Genomic DNA, 20,108 nt, shown 5'->3' with positions numbered 1-20,108 from the left:
CGTGTCCAGCCCGCTGGGCTCCTCTGGCGCGGTCGACGTCGTCCTCGCCCTCGGCAGCAACCTCGGCAGCCGCCGCGCGACCCTCGACGAGGCGGTGGCGGCGCTCGCGCGGGCCGGGGGACTCGAGGTCGTCGCCGTGTCGCCCGTCGTCGAGACGGTCGCGGTCACGGTCGACGGGCCCGACCCCTCCGCCCCGCGCTACCTCAACGCCGTCGCGCTCGCGCGGACGACGCTCGACCCGGACGCACTGCTCGATCTCGCCCACCGGGTCGAGGCGGAGCTCGGCCGGGTCAGGGATCGGCGGTGGGGGGACCGGACCATCGACATCGACATCGTCACCATGGACGGCGTGCTCAGGGACGACGCCCGTCTCGTCCTGCCCCACCCGCGCGCGGCGGAGCGCGACTTCGTGCTCGAGCCGTGGCTCCTGCTCGACCCGGATGCGGAGCTGCCGGGGGCGGGCAGGGTCGACGCGCTGCTTGCCGGCCTCCGCGCGGGTGCGGCCGACGCGGACATGGCCGTGGCCGTCGACGGCGCGGCCGGTGCAGGGGCGGGCGCGGCCGGCGCCGGCGCGGACGCCGCCACCGGTGCCGAGGGGGCGGAGCGATGAAGCGCAGTGCACCGGGAACGCTCGCCGTGCTCGTCCTCGTCGGGGCGGCGCTGGCCTACCTGGGGGAGCGGCTGCTCCTGCAGCTCGGCGCCGCCATGTTCGTCCCGCCGCTGACCCTCCCGCTCACCCTCGTCACCGTGGCCGCGGTCCTGCTCATCGCCGCCGTGCCCATCCGGCGCTCCGTGACCGGGGCGTCGCGGCGCAGGGTGGAGCCGCTGCGTGCCGCCCGGGTTGCCCTGCTGGCCGTCGCCTCGGCGCACGCGGCGGCCCTGCTGACCGGTGCGTCGGCGGGTGTCGTGGCCTACATGCTGCTGAGAACGGTGCTCCCGGCGGTAGGCTCGGTATGGCTCGCGGTGGGGGCGCTCGCAGCCGCCATCGTCTTGCTGGCCTCCGCTGTGGTGGCCGAGTCCCTGTGCACCCTGCCGAAAGATGATGACGACGATGACCCCTCCGGAGTCCCCGAAGCCAGTTGACCCCACGCCGACCCCCGACGGTGCGGTCGCGGGCCGCTCCGACGGGCAGGGGGAGGCGGCAGCCCCGCCTCTCACGCGGCGCGAGGCGCGGGAGCGTGCGGCCGCGCTGAAGACGCAGGCGCTCGACATGGCGGCCGTGGTCGCCGAGCAGGACCGTGCGGCCGATGCCGATGCCGATGCCGATGCCGATGCCGATGCCGATGCCGATGCCGATGCGGCGGCGAGTGTCGTCGCTGACGGCGCGCAGGGGGAGGACGGAGCCGCGACCGCGGAGGACCGTGCAGCGAACGAGCAGCGCGCGAGCGCCGCGGAGAGCGAGGACACTGTGACCGCGAGCGACGGCGCCACCGAGGGCGCCGCTGACGCCACTGCGCCTGACGTGGCACCTGCTCCTGACGCGGTGTCCGTCCCCGATGCCGCCCCCGCGGCTGAGGCGGCCGCCGACGTTGAGGCGGCGCCCGCCCCCGATACGGCCCCCGCCGAGCCCTTCGTCGTCGACCCGATCTCGACGCCGAACCCCGCCGAGGCGCAGGACGGCGACACCGCCGCACCGGGGCTCGACGCGACCGCGGCCGGCGGCGAGAAGCCCGCCCCCGCGCCGGTCGACGACGCCCCCGTGAGCCCGGGGCGGCTGACCGTCGCCGGCGAGGGCTGGGTCGGCGTCTCACCCCGCTACATCGTGTCGGAGATGATCGGCTCGGCCATCGCCCTGCTCGTCATCGTCGGCGCCTCCATCGGCGTCATCCTGCTCTTCGACTGGTCGCCCGTCATCGTCGGCTGGATCGGCGGGGCGCTCGCGGCCCTCTCACTCCTCGAGCTCGCGATCACCCCGCGGCGGGTGCGCTCCATCCGCTACCTGCTGCGCGAGGACGACCTCATCTTCCGCAAGGGCATCATGTGGCAGCGCATCGTTGCCGTCCCCTACGGTCGCATGCAGCTGGTCGACATCAACCGCGGGCCGATCGCGCGGATGTTCGGGCTGTCCGAGCTCAAGTTCGTCACCGCCTCGTCGGGAAGCGACATCACCATCCCCGGCCTGCCGGAGGCTCAGGCCGTCGAGCTGCGCGATCACCTGGTGGCCGTCGCGGAGTCGCGCAGGAGCGGGCTGTGAGCGACGACGCCAGCCGGAACGAGCCGGAAGCAGAGCCCGTCGACACGGCAGCAGGGCACGCGACGGCGGCCGACTCGGCAGCGCCGTCCGCCACGGCCCCGACGACCCTGGCCGACGGGGAGTGGCACCGCGTCCACCCCGCCACCCCGTTCCTGCGCGGCGGGATCTTCTTCCTCGCCATCATCGGCTTCGTGATCGCCAATCTGCGTGAACGGTTCATCTCGATCTTCGTCGGGCCGGGTGAGAACACCAGCGGCGACCCGGTCGACTTCATCCTCGCCGAGGGACTGCTCGGCGTCGCCGCGCTCGTCGTGTTCGGTGTGGTCCTGCTCATCGTCGGCTACTCGTACCTGTCCTGGCGGATGAACAGCTACCGGGTGACGGGGGACTCCGTCGAGCTGCGCCGCGGCATCGTGTTCCGCACGCACCGGCAGGCGAAGCTCGACCGCATCCAGGGCGTCGAGATCAACCGGCCGTTCATCCCGCGGCTGTTCGGGGCCGCCAAGCTCGACGTCTCGGTCGCGGGCCAGGACGGCAAGGTCTCGCTCGAATACCTGCGCAGCGCCGAGGCCGACAGCCTGAGGTCCGACATCCTCACCCTGGCCTCCGGCCGCTCCCTCTCCGGCGCGGCTGACGGCGCCGCCGCCGAGGGCCGCGGCGGCCTCGGCCAGGCGGTGCACGCGCGCGTCGAGGACCTGCTCTCCCGCGAGGCCGACTCCGGCGTCGCCGACTGGCGCACCGCCGTGCGGGTGCCGACGGGCCGCGTCATCGGCTCCACCCTGGTCGGCTGGACGACCGTCTTCGCGATCCTGCTCGTCGCCGCCTTCATCGTCATCGCGATCGTCGGCTCCAGCTGGGCGCTGTTCTCGCTGATCCCCGCCGCGATCGGCTTCGGCAGCTACTACTGGGGGACGATCACGCGCTCCCTCAAATACTCGATCGCGCAGACGCCCTCCGGCGTACGCGTCGCCTCCGGGCTGCTGTCGACGGTGTCCGAGACGGTCGCCCCCGGTCGCATCCACGCCGTCGAGGTGCTGCAGCCGCTGCTGTGGCGCCCCTTCGGCTGGTGGACCGTGCGGGTCACCAAGGCGGGCGTCAGCCTCGAGGACCAGATGAAGGCGAGCGTCAACGTGCTGCCCGTCGGACGACTGGAGGACGCCGAGGCTGTCCTGCTCCTGTTGCTGCGCGAGGGCCACGGACGCCGCGCCGCCGGAGTCCTGCCCGAGCTGATCGCCGACCCTGCGGGGCAGGGGCTCACCATGAGCCCGCGGCGGGCGCGCTGGCTGTCGCCGTTCGCCTGGCGTCGCACCGGCCTGGCCATCGCCGACGGAGCGGTGGTCTCCCGTCGCGGAGTGATGTGGCGCAGGCTCGTCATCGTCCCGCTGGTGCGGGTGCAGTCACTGCAGCTGACGCAGGGGCCGGTGGCCCGGCTGTTCCGTGTCGCGGCGGCGACGCTGCACACGGTGCCCGGTCCGGTGTCGGCGACGATGCCGCAGATCGACGTCCGCACCGCCGAGGCGCTGCTGTTCACGGCGATCGGCCGCGTCGTCGGGCAGATGCGCTCCGACGCGGGGGAGCGCTGGGACGCCGAGGGGAGAGGGAGCGCGTGAGCGCCTCCGGCCGTCTCGGCGTCGGTGTCATCGGTGCGGGCAGGGTCGGGCCGGTGGTCGCGCTCGCGCTCGCCGGCGTGGGGCACGCGGTCACCGGCATCGCGACCGTGTCGGACGAGGGGCGTGAGCGCGCCGCGACGCTGCTGCCCGACGTTCCCGTGCTCGACATCCCCGAGGTGGTGAGGCGGAGCGAGCTCGTCGTCCTCGCCATCCCCGGCGACCAGCTGACAGGCCTCGTCACGGGCCTCGCGGACGTGGGCGTGTGGGTCCAGGGGCAGCTGGTGCTGCACACCTCGCCCGACCACGGCACCGCCGTGCTCGCGCCGGCCGCGGCGTCCGGCGCCATCCCCCTCGCGATCCACCCGGCGATGGAGTTCACCGGCACGAGCCTGGACCTGTCCCGCCTCGCCGGGAGCTACGCGGCCGTGACCGCCCCGGCGCCCGTGCTGCCGATCGCGCAGGCGCTCGCGGTGGAGATGGGGGCCGAGCCGGTCGTGATCGCCGAGGGCGATCGCCCCGCCTACGCCGAGGCGATCGCGACGGCGACGGAGTTCTCCCGCTCCATCGTCGGGCAGTCCAGCGCCCTGCTGTCGGGCATCGGCGTGGCCGAGCCGGGGCCGTTCCTCGCCTCGCTCGTGCACTCCAGCGTCGACAACGCGCTCCGTCGCATCCCGCCGGTGGGCTGAGACCCCGGGGCGATCGGTAGACTGGGGGCTTCAGCCACCAAGGAGCCGCAGCCCACATGAGCGACACCCCCTACGACGACGACACCAGCGAGCAGAAGGCCGTCCGCCTGGCCAAGCGCGAACGCCTCATCGCCGAGGCTGCCGACGCGGCGGGCGGGGCCTACCCCGTCGCCGTTCCCGTCACCAGGACGATCCCGTCGGTGCGCGAGGAGTTCACCGGGCTGGAGCCGGGCGAGGAGTCCGGCGTCGTCGTCGGCCTGGCCGGCCGCGTGGTGTTCCAGCGCAACACGGGCAAGCTCTGCTTCGCCTCCCTGCAGTCCGGGGACGGGTCCCGGATCCAGGCCATGGTCTCGCTCGCCGCCGTCGGCGAGGAGTCGCTGCAGCGCTGGAAGGAGCTCGTCGACCTCGGCGACCACGTCTTCGTCAGCGGCGAGATCGTCGCGAGCCGCCGCGGCGAGCTGTCCGTGATGGTCGCGGAGTGGTCGATCGCCGCGAAGTCGCTGCTGCCGCTGCCGACCCTGCACAACGAGCTCAGCGAGGAGAGCCGCGTCCGTCAGCGCTACCTCGACCTCATCGTGCGCGAGCAGGCGAGGGAGAACGTCAGGGCCCGGGCCGCCGTGATGGCGAGCCTGCGCGGAACCTTCGCCGGGCACGACTACCTCGAGGTCGAGACGCCCATGCTCCAGGTGCAGCACGGCGGGGCCGCGGCCCGGCCGTTCGTGACCCACTCGAACGCCTTCGACACCGAGCTCTACCTGCGCATCGCACCGGAGCTGTACCTCAAGCGCGCCGTCGTCGGCGGCATCGACCGGGTGTTCGAGATCAACCGCAACTTCCGCAACGAGGGCGCCGACTCCACGCACAGCCCCGAGTTCGCGATGGTCGAGGCCTACCAGGCCTACGGCGACTACCGGCAGATGGCGGACCTCACCCAGGAGCTCATCCAGAACGCCGCGCTCGCGGTCGCCGGCTCGCACGTCGTCACCCTCGTCGACGGCACGGAGTACGACTTCGGCGGCGAGTGGGACCGCATCAGCATGTACGACTCGCTGAATGAGGCGCGTGCCGCTCGCGAGGCGGCGGCCGGGCGCTCCGCGCCCGCCGTCATCACGCCGCAGACCCCGGCGGAGGAGCTGGCCGTCATCGCCGAGGCCGAGGGCATCCAGGTGACGCACCCCACGCACGGCAAGTACGTGGAGGAGCTGTGGGAGCACCTCGTCATCGACTCGCTCACCCGGCCGACCTTCGTGATGGACTTCCCCGTCGACACCTCGCCGCTCACGCGCGACCACCGCAGCATCCCCGGCGTCGTCGAGAAGTGGGACCTCTATGTCCGCGGCTTCGAGCTCGCGACGGCGTACTCGGAGCTGGTCGACCCGGTCATCCAGCGTGAGCGCTTCGTCGCGCAGGCGCGCCTGGCCTCCGCCGGCGACGACGAGGCGATGCGGGTCGACGAGGAGTTCCTCCGTGCGCTCGAGCACGGCATGCCACCGTCGGGCGGCATGGGCATGGGGATCGACCGGCTGATGATGGCGCTGACCGGGCTCGGCGTGCGCGAGACCATCCTGTTCCCGCTGGTCAAGTAGCGCGGGTACTCTGGGCTCATGGACGAATTCTGGCAGCAGGCGCTCTGGTCGCTGGCGCCCACGGTGCTGGTCGGCCTGCTCTTCTGGTACATCATGCGCGTCATCATCCGCTCCGACTCGAAGGAGCGTCAGGCCTACGACGAGATCCTGCGTGAGCAGGACGCGGCAGGGAACGACGACGCCTCCCGCCGCTAGACTGCGCGGCGCCGGGGCGATGGCCCGACGGGTACCGCTCCGATAGCCTGGTCCGAACACCCGTTCACGGCGAGAAGGCACACATGTTCCTCAACATCGGCGGCTGGCTCGGTGTCGTCGTGCTCGTGATCGACCTCACCATCCGCGTCCTGGCGATCATCGTCGTGCCCCGCAACCGCAAGCCGACGGCCGGGATGGCCTGGCTGCTGGCGATCTTCCTCATCCCCTTCGCGGGGATATTCGTGTTCCTGCTCATCGGCAACCCGAAGCTCCCGCGCAAGCGCCGCCGCATGCAGGAGGACATCGATGACTACATCAGGGAGACGACGAAGGAGCTCGCGAGCGAAACGGAGGGCGGTGACGCGCCCGAGTGGTTCAAGGGGGCGGTGCGGCTCAACCGGACGCTCTCCGCGATGCCGCTGCAGGCGGGGAACGCGGTCCGGCTCGTGTCCGACTACCAGGCCTCCCTCGACCAGATGGCCGAGGCGATCGACCAGGCGGTCGACTTCGTGCACGTCGAGTTCTACATCCTTCAGTGCGACCAGACGACGGCCCCGTTCTTCGACGCCCTCGAGCGGGCCTGCGCCCGCGGCGTCGCCGTGCACGTGCTGCTCGACCACTGGGCGAACCTGATCAGGCCCAACTACCGCCACACCAGGGACCGGCTCACGAGCATGGGTGCGGACTGGAAGCTCATGCTCCCGCTGCAGCCGCTGCAGGGCAAGTTCCAGCGCCCGGACCTGCGAAACCACCGCAAGATCCTCGTCGTCGACGGCAGGACCGCCGTCATCGGCTCCCAGAACGTCCTGGACCGCTCCTACAACAAGAAGGCCAACATCCGACGCGGGCTGCAGTGGGAGGAGCTCGTCGCCGTGGTCGAGGGGCCGGCCGTCGGCGCCCTCAACGCCGTGTTCCTCGCCGACTGGTACGCCGAGACCGAGCAGGTGCTCGACGACGAGCTCGGCATCGAGGCCAGCGCCACCGGCCAGGGCTCCCTCGACTGCCAGATCGTGCCGAGCGGGCCCGGCTACAACGCCGAGAACAACCTGAGGCTGTTCCTCGCTCTGCTCTATGCCGCGCAGCGCCGCATCGTCATCACGAGCCCCTACTTCGTGCCGGACGAGTCGCTCATGTATGCGGTCACCTCCGCCGTGCAGCGCGGCGTCGCCGTGGACCTGTTCGTCTCGGAGATCGGCGACCAGGCCATGGTCTGGCACGCCCAGCGCTCCTACTACGAGGAGCTGCTGCGGGCCGGCGTGCGCATCTACCTGTACCCCGCGCCGTACATCCTGCACTCGAAGTGCTTCTCCATCGACGACGACGTCGCCGTCGTGGGGTCGAGCAACATGGACATGCGCTCCTTCGGCCTCAACCAGGAGATCTCGATGATGGTGCGCGGTGCGAGCTTCGTGAGCGAGATGCGCGCCGTCGAGGACCGCTACCGGGCGATGAGCAAGGAGCTCACCCTCGACGAGTGGCTGACGCAGCCGCTGCGCTCGACCGTGCTGGACAACCTGGCCCGCCTCACCAGCGCCCTGCAGTAGCGCCGTTCCCGCCCGCGCGGCCGGGCGTCGCGGCAGGTCACGCCCACGGCGAACAGCGGACTATTCGCCCCGCCTGCTCGTTACTCTTTCCATGAAGGCGTCCACCTCCGCCCGGGCGCCGAAGGAGTGACAATGTTCGAGAGATTCACGGACCGAGCCCGTCGGGTTGTCGTCTTGGCGCAAGAAGAGGCCAAGATGCTCAACCACAACTACATCGGCACCGAGCACATCCTGCTCGGCCTCATCCACGAGGGTGAGGGCGTCGCCGCGAAGGCGCTGGAGTCGCTGGGGATCTCCCTCGACGCCGTGCGCGAGCAGGTCCAGGACATCATCGGCCAGGGCCAGCAGCAGCCGACCGGCCACATCCCCTTCACCCCGAGGGCCAAGAAGGTCCTCGAGCTGAGCCTGCGCGAGGCGCTGCAGCTCGGCCACAACTACATCGGCACGGAGCACATCCTGCTCGGCCTCATCCGTGAGGGCGAGGGCGTCGCCGCCCAGGTGCTGGTCAAGCTGGGGGCCGACCTCAACCGCGTCCGCCAGCAGGTGATCCAGCTGCTCTCCGGCTACCAGGGCAAGGAGCAGACGCCGGTCGGCGCCGGTGCCCCCGAGCAGCAGGCGCAGGGCGGCTCGCAGATCCTCGACCAGTTCGGCAAGAACCTCACGCAGTCCGCGAGGGACAACAAGCTCGACCCGGTCATCGGACGCGAGAAGGAGATCGAGCGGGTCATGCAGATCCTCTCCCGCCGGTCCAAGAACAACCCCGTCCTCATCGGCGAGCCCGGCGTCGGCAAGACGGCCGTCGTGGAGGGGCTGGCCCAGGCCATCGTCAAGGGCGAGGTGCCCGAGACGCTGAAGGACAAGCAGGTCTACGCGCTCGACCTCGGCTCGCTCATCGCCGGATCCCGCTACCGCGGTGACTTCGAGGAGCGGCTGAAGAAGGTCACCAAGGAGATCCGCACCCGCGGCGACATCATCATCTTCATCGATGAGATCCACACGCTGGTGGGTGCTGGTGCCGCGGAGGGCGCCATCGACGCCGCGAACATCCTCAAGCCGCTGCTGGCCCGCGGCGAGCTTCAGACCATCGGCGCGACCACGCTCGACGAGTACCGCAAGCACTTCGAGAAGGACGCCGCCCTGGAGCGGCGCTTCCAGCAGGTCATGGTGAACGAGCCGAGCCTGCCGCACACGATCAACATCCTCAAGGGCCTGCGCGACCGCTACGAGGCGCACCACAAGGTGTCGATCACGGACGGTGCCCTCGTGGCCGCGGCCAACCTGGCCGACCGCTACGTCTCCGACCGCTACCTGCCCGACAAGGCGATCGACCTGATCGACGAGGCGGGTGCCCGCCTGCGGCTGTCGATCCTGTCCAGCCCGCCCGAGCTGCGCGAGTTCGACGAGAAGATCGCCGGCGTTCGCGAGTCGAAGGAGGCCGCCATCGAGGGGCAGGACTTCGAGAAGGCCGCGAGCCTGCGCGACGAGGAGAAGAACCTGCTCGGCGAGCGGCTGCGGCTGGAGAAGAAGTGGCGCTCCGGCGAGGTCCAGGCGACTGCGACGGTCGACGAGGGACTCATCGCCGAGGTGCTTGCCCAGGCGACCGGCATCCCCGTGTTCAAGCTGACGGAGGAGGAGTCCGCCCGGCTGGTGTTCATGGAGAAGGCCCTGCACCAGCGGGTCATCGGCCAGGACGAGGCGATCAACGCCCTCGCCCGCACCATCCGCCGCACCCGTGCGGGGCTGAAGGACCCGAAGCGCCCCAGCGGCTCGTTCATCTTCGCCGGCCCGACCGGCGTCGGAAAGACCGAGCTGGCCAAGGCGCTCGCCGAGTTCCTGTTCGACGACGAGGACGCCATGATCTCGCTCGACATGAGCGAGTACGGCGAGAAGCACACGGTGTCCCGGCTGTTCGGAGCCCCTCCCGGCTTCGTCGGCTTCGAGGAGGGCGGCCAGCTGACGGAGAAGGTTCGTCGCAAGCCGTTCAGCGTCGTCCTGTTCGACGAGATCGAGAAGGCCCACCCCGACATCTTCAACTCGCTGCTCCAGATCCTGGAGGAGGGTCGTCTCACCGACGGCCAGGGTCGCGTCGTGGACTTCAAGAACACGGTCATCATCATGACGACGAACCTCGGCTCGAAGGGCATCGCCGGGGGTCCCGTCGGCTTCCAGGTGGAGGGCAACGCGGGCACGAGCTACGACATCATGCGCGGCAAGGTGAACGAGGAGCTGAAGCGTCACTTCAAGCCCGAGTTCCTCAACCGCGTCGACGACACGATCGTGTTCCCGCAGCTGTCCAAGCCGGAGCTGCTGCAGATCGTCGACCTGTTCGTCAAGCGGCTGGGCGACCGGCTGCTCGACCGCGACATGACGATCGACGTGTCGCCCGCGGCGAAGGAGCGGCTCATCGACGTCGGCTTCGACCCGGCGCTCGGCGCACGCCCGCTGCGCAGGGCCATCCAGCAGCGCGTCGAGGACCAGCTCAGCGAGCGGATCCTCAACGGCGAGCTGAACCCCGGCGACCACGTGGACGTCGACGTGGTGAACGGCGAGTTCACCTTCGCCACGCGCACACGGCCCGAGTCGGCCACCGCGGCGATCAACGCTCAGGCGGCCATCGGTGCGGGACTGGCGACGCCGGACCTCGCCGCCAACGGCGACTAGCGCGACCGACCACGAGCGGCCAGGGGTGTTCCCCTGGCCGCTTCGTCGTGTCCGGCCGGATTCCGCCTGCCGGCGTGGTGCGGCCCCGGCGCGGCCGGGGTGGGCCCCGGTCCCGGCCCGGCCGCGCCCGCGCCCGGGTCTAGTGTTGAGCGCATGACCGGCTTCACGATCCGACCCGCTCGCACCACCGACGTCATCGAGATCGAGAGGCTGATCCAGCCGCTGGTGGACCGGCGGATCCTCCTCGGCAAGGATCGGGTCGTCTTCTACGAGGCGGTGCAGGAGTTCCGCGTCGCGGTGGACGCCGACGGGCGGCTGGTCGGCTGCGGCGCTCTGCACGTCATCTGGGAGGACCTCGGCGAGGTGCGCACGCTCGCCGTCGCCGAGGACCAGCTCGGACGCGGCATCGGCAGTGCGCTCGTCGAACGGCTGGAGGTGGACGCCGTCGCCCTCGGGCTGCGCCGGCTGTTCTGCCTGACCTTCGAGACGGCGTTCTTCGGACGGCACGGTTTCGCCCCGATGGGAGAGGACCCGCTCGAGCCGCACGTCTACCACGAGATCGTGCGTTCCTCCGACGAGGGCGTCGCCGAGTTCCTCGACCTGGCGAGGGTGAAGCCGAACACCCTCGGGAACACCCGCATGCTGAAGTGGCTGGACGGCCGGGACCGGTGAACGGGGCATGACGGTCGGGTGACGACAGCCGCGCACGTGCTCACGCGAGCGCGGTTGCGGCGAGGTTCTGCTCGTGCGCGGGTGCGGCCAGGGCGTGGCCCCCGAACGGGTTAGCTTTCACCCAGGGTTCACGAAGACGAAACGCAACGGTGCCTTTGCCTTCATAGCCTGACCGTGCGTCCCCGTGCCCGCGACGACTGCGTGCGCGCTGGGGTGCTCCGTTCACACAGCAGAGGAGTCCCATGTCCCCCTCGTCCCCCCGCTGGCGCGCGCTCGCGCTGGCGACGTCGCTCGGCGTACTGGCCGCGCCGCTCGCGGCCGTGCCGGCGACCGCCGCGCCGTCCGTCGCCGAGACCCCCGCGCCGGAGGCCGCCGACACTGCGGTCGTCGACTCGTCTGTCGCGCCCGACGCGGCCACGGCCGACGAGCAGCAGGCCGAGAGCGCCCCCGCCGCTGTGGAGGAGTCGCCGGCGGCTGAGACCCCCGATGCGCCGACCCCCGATGCGCCGACCCCTGACGCGCCGACCCCTGACGCGCCGAGCGCCGACGTCGACGCCTCCGCTCAGGACCCGGCCGAGGACGCCGGGGCCGAGGAGCCGGCCGCCGCCGCACGCGCGGCCGCCGACATCACCCCGATCGCCGAGATCCAGGGCACGGGCGAGACGACCCCCCTGGCGGGCCAGACCGTCACGACCGAGGGCGTCGTCACCGCCGCCTACCCCGACGGCGGCTTCAACGGCTACTACATCCAGACCCCCGGCACCGGGGGCGACATCGACCTGAGCACCCACGCCGCCTCCGACGCGATCTTCGTGTACTCGCCGTCGACCGTCGCCACGGTCTCCGTCGGCGACCTCGTCCAGGTGACCGGAACCGCCTCCGAGTACAACAAGCTCACCCAGATCACCGTCTCGGGCGCTGCGGGCCTGACCGTCGTCGACGGCGAGGCCGAGCCCGTCCTGCCCGCGCGCGTGGGCTACCCCGCGACCGACGCCGAGCGCGAGCGGCTCGAGGGCATGCTCCTGCAGCCGGCGGAGGCGCTGACCGTCACCGACGTCTACGACGCCAACAGCTTCGGCCAGATCGGCCTCGTCACCGGTGACGAGCCGCTCGTGAACCCGACCGCCCTCGGCCTGCCCGGCAGCGCGGAGCACACCGCCGCGACGGAGCGGGCGGCGGCCGAGCGGGTGCTGCTCGACGACGGCGCGACCGCGAACTACACCACCAACACGGCCGCGAAGTCCGTCCCGCTGCCGTACCTGTCGACGACCGACCCGGTCAGGGTGGGGGCGAAGGCGAGCTTCACCTCGCCGGTGATCCTCGACTTCCGCTACTCGAACTGGTCCTTCCAGCCGCTGACCCGCCTCACCGGCGACAACGCGGCCACCGTCCAGCCGGTCACCTTCGAGAACACCCGCACCTCGGTGCCCGCCGAGGTCGGCGGCTCGGCGACCGTGGCCACGTTCAACGTGCTCAACTACTTCACGACGACGGGCGACGCGGTCGGCGGCTGCACCTTCTACACGGACCGTGCCGGCACCCCGATCACGGTGAACACCGGCTGTGACGCCCGCGGCGCGGCCACCGCCGAGAGCCTCGAGCGCCAGGAGGCGAAGATCGTCGCCGCGATCAACGCCCTCGACGCCGACGTCGTCTCGCTGGAGGAGATCGAGAACTCCGCCGTCTTCGGCCGCGATCGCGACGCGGCGCTCGACACCCTCGTCGAGCGCCTCAACGCCGCGGCGGGTCAGGCGCGCTGGACCGCGGTGGCCTCGCCCGAGGTCCTGCCCGAGTCCGAGGACGTCATCCGCACCGCGTTCATCTACCGCTCGGACAGCATCGAGACGGTCGGCGAGAGCCACATCCTCACCGGCTCGCCCGCCTTCGACAACGCCCGCGAGCCGAACGCCCAGGGCTTCAAGGTCCGCGGCGCGTCCGACGACGAGGCCTTCGTCGTCATCGCCAACCACTTCAAGTCGAAGGGCTCCACCGGGGCCACCGGGGACAACGTCGATAGCGGACAGGGCGCCTACACCGCGGACCGCGTCCGTCAGGCGACCGCGCTCGTGGACTTCGCCGACACCGTCAGCGACGAGGTCGGGACCGACGCGGTGCTGCTGGTCGGCGACTTCAACTCCTACGCCGCCGAGGACCCGCTCAGCGTGCTGGAGGACGCGGACTACACGAACGTGTCGGCGGCCACCGGCAAGTACAGCTACGCGTTCAGCGGCTCGGTCGGCTCCCTCGACCACGTTTTCGCCTCGCCCGCCGCCCTCGAGATGGTCACGGGCGCCGACATCTGGAACATCAACTCGGTCGAGTCGATCGCCCTCGAGTACTCGCGTTACAACTACAACGCCGCCGATCTCTACGAGCCCGGCGTGTACCGCTCCAGCGACCACGATCCCGTCCTGGTCGGCCTCGACCCGTCGGCGGCCGCGGAGGGCAGCGCGAGCATCGACCTGCTGAACCTCAACGACTTCCACGGTCGGATCGACTCCAACACCGTGGCCTTCGCCGGCACCATCGAGCAGCTCAAGGCGCAGAACCCCGACGGGACCGTCCTGCTGTCCGCGGGCGACAACATCGGGGCGAGCCTGTTCGCCTCCTCGTCGCTGAAGGACCAGCCGACCATCGACGTCCTCAACGAGCTCGGGCTGGCAGCCAGCGCCGTCGGCAACCACGAGTTCGACCAGGGCTACGACGACCTCGTCGATCGCGTGATGGCCGACGGTGACAACGCCGCCTTCCCGTACCTGGGCGCGAACGTCTACACCGAGGGGACGACGGAGCCGGCACTCGACGAGTACGCGCTCGTCGAGGCCGACGGCCTCACCGTCGGCGTGATCGGCGTCGTCACGGAGGAGACCCCGACCCTCGTCGCCGGTGCCGGCATCGCCGGGCTGGAGTTCGGCGACCCCGTCGAGGCCATGAACCGCGTCGCCGCTCAGCTGAGCGACGGTGACCCGTCCAACGGCGAGGCCGACGTGATCGTGGCCGAGTACCACGAGGGCGCGGGCGCGGGCACGCCCGACGGCGCCACGCTCGAGGAGGAGGTCGCCGCGGGCGGCGTCTTCGCCGACATCGTCACCAAGACCTCGCCCGAGGTCGACGTGATCTTCACCGGGCACACGCACAAGCAGTACGCCTGGACCGCCCCCGTGCCCGGCGACGCGACGCGCGAGCGACCCGTCCTGCAGACCGGCAGCTACGGCGAGTACATCGGCCACGTCTCCCTCACGGTCGACGCGGACGGCACCGTCACCCTCGACGACGCCGTCAACGTCCCGCGCCTGAAGACGGCGGCGGACGAGCTGATCGCCACCTACCCCGCGGTCGCCGCGGTCAACGCGATCGTCGAGAAGGCGCTCGCCGAGTCGGCCGTCATCGGGAACCAGAAGATCGGCGAGCAGACCTCGGATATCACCCGCGCCATCAAGGACGGCACGAGTGACGACAGGGCCAGCGAGTCGGCGCTCGGCACGCTGGTGGCCAACTCGCTGCGCGACACCCTCGCCAGCGACGAGCTGGGCGGCGCTGAGATCGGCATCGTCAACCCCGGCGGCATGCGCTCGGACCTCATCCGCAGCGCCGACGGCTCGATCACCTACGCGCAGGCGAACGCCGTCCTGCCGTTCGTCAACAACCTGTGGACGACGACGCTGACGGGCGAGCAGTTCGTCACCGCGCTGGAGCAGCAGTGGCAGCTCGACGCCGACGGCAACGTCCCCTCGCGTCCCTACCTGCAGCTGGGGCTCAGCGACAACGTGAGCTACACCTTCGACGCCTCGCGTGACCAGGGCGACCGGATCACCTCGGTGACCGTCGACGGCGAGCCGATCGAGCTGGACCGCGAGTACCGCGTCGGGTCGTTCAGCTTCCTGCTCGGCGGCGGGGACAACTTCCGCGTCCTCGCCGACGGGAAGGACACGAGGGACTCCGGGCTCGTCGACCGCGACGGCTGGATCGAGTACCTGGGGGCGAACTCGCCGGTCAGCCCGGCGACGGACCGCCGATCGGTGGCGGTCAGCGGGATCCCCGAGGCCGTGGTCGAGGCGGGCAGCTCGATCGATCTCACGGTCGGTGCCCTCAGCCTCACCTCGAAGGACGCCCCGGCCAGCACCACGCTGACCGCGAGCATCGCGGGCGAGGACGTCGCGAGCACGCCCGTCACGGGAACCTCGACGGCCATCACCGTCCCCGTCCCCGCGACGGCCGACGGCGAGCAGACGCTCGTGCTGACGGCCGAGGGCTCGGGCACAGTGGTGAGCATCCCGCTCACGGTCAGCGGAGGCAGCGAGGAGCCCGGCGCTCCCGGCACCGCGCCCGTCCCGGCCGACGAGGGGCAGCTCTCCCCGTCGCTCGAGGGCCTCATCGAGGTTCCGGACGAGCTGGTGCGCGGCGAGTCCGCGACCGTGACGCTCAGCGCGGAGACCGCGGGCGCCTGGGTGTCGGCTTGGCTGCACTCGGAGCCGATCGCCCTCACCGACGGGTGGGTGCGGGTTCCGGCGAGCGGTGAGATCACCGTGACGGTTCCGGCGGACGCCCCGCTCGGCGAGCACCGTCTCGCCGTGCAGAATGCGGACGACGAGGTCATCGGCTGGCAGACGACCACGGTCGTCGAGGCCGACGGCGGCTCGGGCTCCGACGGTGGTTCCGGTTCCGACGGTGGTTCCGGTTCCGACGGTGGTTCCGTTTCGGACGGTGCCTCCGGCTCCGACGGCGCGTCCGGCTCGTCCGGTTCGTCCGGCTCGGCCGCGGGCTCCGGCTCGGCCGGTGCGCCGCTGGCGAGCACGGGTCAGGACGTCGCGTCGCTGCTGGCGATCAGCATCCTGCTGCTCGGCGCGGGAGCGTGCATGATGATCTCGCGTCGCCGCTCCGCCTAGACGCGGTGCGTGAGTGAGGGGCCGGAATCCGCGGGTTCTGGCCCCTCGGCATGTCCGCACGGGGTCGCAGCGGTTCCGCCGCCTCGCTCGGCGCTCGCGCCCGGCCTCGTGTTGGCCCTGCGTCGTCTCCGCCCCGCCCGAACGGAGACGCGGCCGGCATCGGTCCGCGCGGACCGCGGCTCTCGCGCACGTAGGCTGGATGCCATGACAATGCCCGGATCCGGTCGAGTGAGCCCAGCCGTCTACCGCAGGCGTCGGCTCGTCGCATTCCTGCTGCTGGCGGCGGTCGTGACGGTGGTGGGCCTGCTGATCGTGCGCCCCTGGGCGGGAGCCGGTCCGACGGACACCTCGGCCAGCCCTGCCGTGACGGCGTCGCCCTCGCCGACGGCGTCTGCGGCGCCCGACACCGAGACCTCCGCCCCGAGCGAGACCACCTCGGCCACCCCGGCGGAGGAGGGCGATCCCCAGCCCTGCGACGAGTCGGTCGTCAGCGTGGGGGCGTCGACGGACGCCGACGACTACGCCGCCGAGGCGAAGCCCGAGCTGTCCCTGTCGGTGACCAACACCGGCGCGGCCGCGTGCACGCTCAACGTCGGCACGAGTCAGCAGCAGTTCATCATCACCCGCGGGTCGGAGACGGTCTGGCGCTCGACCGACTGCCAGACAGAGTCGTCGGATGCCGTGGTCGTCCTGGAACCCGATGCGACGGTCGCGTCGGCGGAACCGGTGACCTGGGAGCGCATCCACTCCAGCCCCGGCAGCTGTGACGGCGAGAGGGAGGCGGCGGAGGCGGGCGGAACCGACTATCGGCTGACCACGTCGATCGGCGGGATCGAGAGCGCGGAGACGACGGACTTCGTCCTCGACTGAGCGGCGGGATCGCGAGGGTGGCTGCAACGGGCCGCCTCCTCGGCTGAGCGGCGGGTCGGGTGCCGCAGGGGCGCGCTCCTCCGAGTGCTCCGCCCCACCCTGACGATCCGAACCGGCCGGTCGGTGATCGGTGCCCGCGGATGCTTGAATGGGACCATGGGTCGTAAGGGTCAACCGGAGTTTCGTTCGGAGCAGCTGGCTGCTGCGCTCGCCGCGGGGGATATGGTCGCCGTGGCACTCGCGCTGCGCAACGGATCGGTCGTCGTTCCGGTGATGCCGGGTTCGGTGTCGAAGCGGGGCAGCTACGACGAGGTGTGGACCTACCGCAGTCCTGAGTCGGGCGACGTCGCGCTGCTGCTGTTCTCCGATGCGGCGAACAAGCCGGAGCAGCTGCCGCAGACCGTCGCCCTTCACGACGGCGCCTGGCTGCACGAGTTCCTTCGTGTGCACGGCAGCTCGGTGACGACGGTGTTCTTCGACATCGCCGGCCCTCACCCCGTGCAGGCCACGCCGGATGAGCTGATGCGGGTCCTCGACCTGTAACGCCGGCTGACGTGGCGTCGCTGCGGCGGGCTTGCCCGTGCCGCCGTCGCCCGCGGTGCCGTCACGGGCGAGCAGTGCTGCTACTGGCGAGCCGTGCTCAGAACGCTGTGCTGAGCTCCCGCTCCCGTGAGCTCTCTCCCGCGGATAGCGCCTCCCTGACGGCGTCGCGGAGCAGAGGAGTGTCATCGTCGACGTGCCGGGTGTAGCCGAGCCGGCCCGACTCCGCGCGGCGTTGCTTGCCCGCGGTGACGGGACGGATCTCGCCGGCGAGGCTGATCTCGCCGAAGGCGATCATCTCGTGGGGGATCGGCACGTCGCGGGCCGCGCTGGCGATCGCCACGGCGATGGCCAGGTCCGCGGCGGGTTCCGTGAGTCTGACCCCGCCGACGGTCGACACGTAGACGTCCTTGTCGGTGAGGGGGATGCCCACCCGTCGCTCGAGCACGGCGATGAGCATCGCGACCCTGGCCGAGTCGACCCCGTTCGTGACGCGGCGGGGGTTCGGCGCCGAGCTGTTGGTCACCAGCGCCTGGATCTCGACGGGCAGGAGCCGGCGGCCCTCCGCCGCGAGCGTCACGCAGGTCCCCGACACGGCTGCACCCCTGCTGAGGAACAGCCCGCTCGGGTCCGCCACCTCGCTGATGCCCTCCGCGGTCATCTCGAAGCAGCCGACCTCGTCCGTCGGGCCGAAACGGTTCTTCAGCGCGCGGATGAACCGGAGGGAGGTGTCCCTGTCGCCCTCGAAGTGGCACACCACGTCGACGAGGTGCTCGAGGATCCGCGGCCCGGCGACGGAGCCGTCCTTCGTCACATGACCGACGATGATCGTCGGCATGTCACGCTCCTTCGCGATGCGCACGAGCGCTCCGGCGACCTCCCGCACCTGCGCCGGCTGGCCCGGTTGCCCGTCGAGCGCCGCGCTGGCGATGGTCTGCACCGAGTCGACGATCAGCAGGGACGGGGACACCTGATCGATGTGGCCGAGGACGGTGCCGAGGTCGGTCTCGCTCGCGAGCAGCAGCGACTCGTGCAGAGTTTGTGTTCGCGACGCCCTCAGCCGGATCTGGTTGCTCGACTCTTCACCGCTGATGTACAGCACGGTCGCCCCCTGCCCCGCCACGCGGGCGGCGACGTCGAGCAGCAGCGTGGACTTCCCGACGCCGGGTTCGCCCGACAGCAGAACGGCCGCCCCGGGGACGATGCCCCCGCCGAGAACCCGGTCGAACTCGCCGATGCCGATCGCCCTGTGCCCGCTGCGCTCGGGCTGCAGGGTGGTGATCGGTTGCGCTCTCCGGTCAGGGGGCACGGGGGAGGCGGCGGTCGTCGGCGCGCGGACCGCCCCGAGCTCGGTGACCGTGCCCCACTGCTGGCACTCGCCGCAGCGCCCCACCCACTTGGTGGTGCGCCACCCGCACTCGCTGCACTGGTAGCCGGTCATCGTCTTCGCCATGGGCGCAACGCTATCGCCGACCACCGACACAGCGCCGAGGGGAGACGCGGGCGAGCCTGCGTCGGAACGGCGCCGCACGGTGATGCGGAAGGCCTCGCCCGTCCGGTGCCGAGAGCATCGCCCGTCCGACATGCCGATTGGCGGATCGCCCCGGCCGTGCCTTACACTCGAACCCGGTGACGTGTCCGAGCGGCCGAAGGTGCAACTCTCGAAAAGTTGTGTAGGGTAACCCCCTACCGTGGGTTCAAATCCCACCGTCACCGCTCAGAACGAAGGCCCCGTCGATGATCATCGACGGGGCCTTCGTCACGTCGCCGCGGTGCTCGCTGTCGCCGGGATGCCGATTCTCGGTCCGGGACGTCCGGTCAGGACACGACGACACGACCGGCTGGGCCGACGAGCTCGGCGCGCACAGCGGCCGGCCCGGGGGACACGGTGACGTCGTGCACGCCGAGCGCGTCGAGAACCGATTCCGCCCACAGCGGCTCGGGATGGCTGACGACGATGGACGCCAGCTCGAGCTCCGGCTCGGTGTCCACTGACGGGTGGGGCGTGGGCCCCCAATCGATCAGGAACGGGATCGTCGGCGCATCCGCGCCGCCCCTCGTCAGTAGCCATTCGAGCAGCACGCCGTCGGGCCGGTGCCGGGACAGCGCCTCGACGGGCCCGGTGGCGTGCCCCAGCGCGAACGCTCGCTCCGATGCGGCTGCGATGTCGTCCGGGTGCACCGCCCAGGCTGCCAGCCGAGGATGGTCGAGCGTCCGGATGCCGAACGTCGTCACGTCACCGACGGCTAGGGAACCGTCGGGATCTGGCCCGATCAGTTCCAGGTAGTGTCCCCGCCGCGCACCATCGACGGTGAGCGCAATCAGCCGGTTCGCGGTTCCTCCCGGGTGCGAGCCTCCCGCCTGCGCGAGGACCCCTGTCGAACGGTGGACGTGGTCGGTGAGCTCTGCAAGGGACGGGCCGGCCACGACGAGGTGGTCGAGAGTCGCGGGTACTGCCTGAGCTGCCATGGTGATCCCTTCATCGTGTGCTGACCGGACGGCCGTCGCACCGACCGTAGAACCGGAGGGTCGTCAGTGCGAGTGGCGGCGTCGTGGGGGGTCATCTTCTCCTTGGAAGAAACGGGTTCTGGGGGCGTCGGTGTGCTGCGCGGTGTGTGTGACACGCCCGGGTGGTGGTGGGGTTTGGTGGTGGGGTTGGGTGCG

Annotated in this window: 15 protein-coding genes and 1 tRNA gene; 14 read left to right on the top strand and 2 right to left on the bottom strand. The window is 71.2% G+C overall.

Features of this window, described 5'->3' with window-relative positions; translation table 11 throughout:
• The first annotated feature begins 1 nt into the window (after window position 1).
• The 13 genes from folK to FM119_RS00105 all read left to right on the top strand — a co-directional run bounded on the left by folK (window position 2) and on the right by FM119_RS00105 (window position 17,447).
• Entirely contained in the window at window positions 2-610 is a 609-nt protein-coding gene (folK, locus tag FM119_RS00160; protein WP_218778700.1) for a 2-amino-4-hydroxy-6-hydroxymethyldihydropteridine diphosphokinase, read from the top strand.
• Window positions 607-1,083: a DUF3180 family protein gene (locus FM119_RS00155; RefSeq protein WP_087135672.1), complete on the top strand. Its 477-nt coding sequence runs from the start codon at window positions 607-609 to the stop codon at window positions 1,081-1,083. The genes folK and FM119_RS00155 overlap by 4 nt, the downstream gene beginning before the upstream one ends.
• On the top strand, window positions 1,052-2,194 hold the full coding sequence (locus FM119_RS14070) for a PH domain-containing protein (RefSeq protein ID WP_245827145.1): 1,143 nt from the start codon (window positions 1,052-1,054) through the stop codon (window positions 2,192-2,194). Before FM119_RS00155 ends, FM119_RS14070 begins: the two co-directional genes overlap by 32 nt.
• Window positions 2,191-3,804: a PH domain-containing protein gene (locus tag FM119_RS00145; RefSeq protein ID WP_087135671.1), complete on the top strand. Its 1,614-nt coding sequence runs from the start codon at window positions 2,191-2,193 to the stop codon at window positions 3,802-3,804. The genes FM119_RS14070 and FM119_RS00145 overlap by 4 nt, the downstream gene beginning before the upstream one ends.
• Window positions 3,801-4,490 carry a Rossmann-like and DUF2520 domain-containing protein gene (locus FM119_RS00140; protein WP_087135670.1) on the top strand — a complete coding sequence of 230 codons (690 nt, stop codon included), beginning with the start codon at window positions 3,801-3,803 and terminating at the stop codon, window positions 4,488-4,490. Before FM119_RS00145 ends, FM119_RS00140 begins: the two co-directional genes overlap by 4 nt.
• Before the next feature lie 56 nt (window positions 4,491-4,546).
• Window positions 4,547-6,076, top strand: coding sequence for a lysine--tRNA ligase (gene lysS / locus FM119_RS00135; RefSeq protein ID WP_087135669.1), 1,530 nt, complete (start codon window positions 4,547-4,549; stop codon window positions 6,074-6,076).
• Window positions 6,077-6,094: 18 nt separating this feature from the next.
• Window positions 6,095-6,271, top strand: a complete 177-nt coding sequence (locus FM119_RS13755) for a hypothetical protein (RefSeq protein WP_179205134.1) — start codon at window positions 6,095-6,097, stop codon at window positions 6,269-6,271.
• An 83-nt stretch (window positions 6,272-6,354) separates the two neighbouring features.
• Window positions 6,355-7,815 (top strand): cardiolipin synthase, encoded by a 1,461-nt coding sequence (cls, locus tag FM119_RS00130; RefSeq protein ID WP_087135668.1) that lies wholly within the window; start codon window positions 6,355-6,357, stop codon window positions 7,813-7,815.
• 132 nt (window positions 7,816-7,947) lie between these two features.
• Window positions 7,948-10,476 (top strand): ATP-dependent Clp protease ATP-binding subunit, encoded by a 2,529-nt coding sequence (locus FM119_RS00125; RefSeq protein ID WP_087135667.1) that lies wholly within the window; start codon window positions 7,948-7,950, stop codon window positions 10,474-10,476.
• A gap of 153 nt (window positions 10,477-10,629) precedes the next feature.
• Window positions 10,630-11,148 (top strand): amino-acid N-acetyltransferase, encoded by a 519-nt coding sequence (locus FM119_RS00120; protein WP_087135666.1) that lies wholly within the window; start codon window positions 10,630-10,632, stop codon window positions 11,146-11,148.
• Window positions 11,149-11,390: 242 nt separating this feature from the next.
• Entirely contained in the window at window positions 11,391-16,034 is a 4,644-nt protein-coding gene (locus tag FM119_RS00115) for an ExeM/NucH family extracellular endonuclease (RefSeq protein ID WP_218778699.1), read from the top strand.
• 204 nt (window positions 16,035-16,238) lie between these two features.
• Window positions 16,239-16,904 (top strand): hypothetical protein, encoded by a 666-nt coding sequence (locus FM119_RS00110; RefSeq protein ID WP_143822578.1) that lies wholly within the window; start codon window positions 16,239-16,241, stop codon window positions 16,902-16,904.
• Window positions 16,905-17,060: 156 nt separating this feature from the next.
• Complete coding sequence (locus FM119_RS00105) at window positions 17,061-17,447, top strand: dehydrogenase (protein WP_087135664.1); 387 nt, start codon at window positions 17,061-17,063, stop codon at window positions 17,445-17,447.
• Window positions 17,448-17,544: 97 nt separating this feature from the next.
• Here FM119_RS00105 and radA read toward each other — a convergent pair whose 3' ends face one another.
• A complete protein-coding gene (radA, locus tag FM119_RS00100; RefSeq protein ID WP_087135663.1) occupies window positions 17,545-18,897 on the bottom strand; it encodes a DNA repair protein RadA in 1,353 nt (450 codons plus the stop codon).
• Window positions 18,898-19,072: 175 nt separating this feature from the next.
• Between radA and FM119_RS00095 the strand changes: the two genes are divergently transcribed.
• A tRNA-Ser gene (locus FM119_RS00095) sits at window positions 19,073-19,160 on the top strand.
• 102 nt (window positions 19,161-19,262) lie between these two features.
• On the opposite strand, the gene FM119_RS00090 is transcribed toward FM119_RS00095, so the two are convergent.
• Window positions 19,263-19,913 carry a VOC family protein gene (locus FM119_RS00090; RefSeq protein ID WP_087135662.1) on the bottom strand — a complete coding sequence of 217 codons (651 nt, stop codon included), beginning with the start codon at window positions 19,911-19,913 and terminating at the stop codon, window positions 19,263-19,265.
• Between the last annotated feature and the right edge of the window lie 195 nt (window positions 19,914-20,108).

This window comes from Mycetocola reblochoni REB411, assembly GCF_900163835.1.
In the GTDB taxonomy this organism is placed as follows: Bacteria; Actinomycetota; Actinomycetes; order Actinomycetales; family Microbacteriaceae; genus Mycetocola_B; species Mycetocola_B reblochoni.
This window is presented reverse-complemented; position numbering and strand designations above follow the sequence as displayed.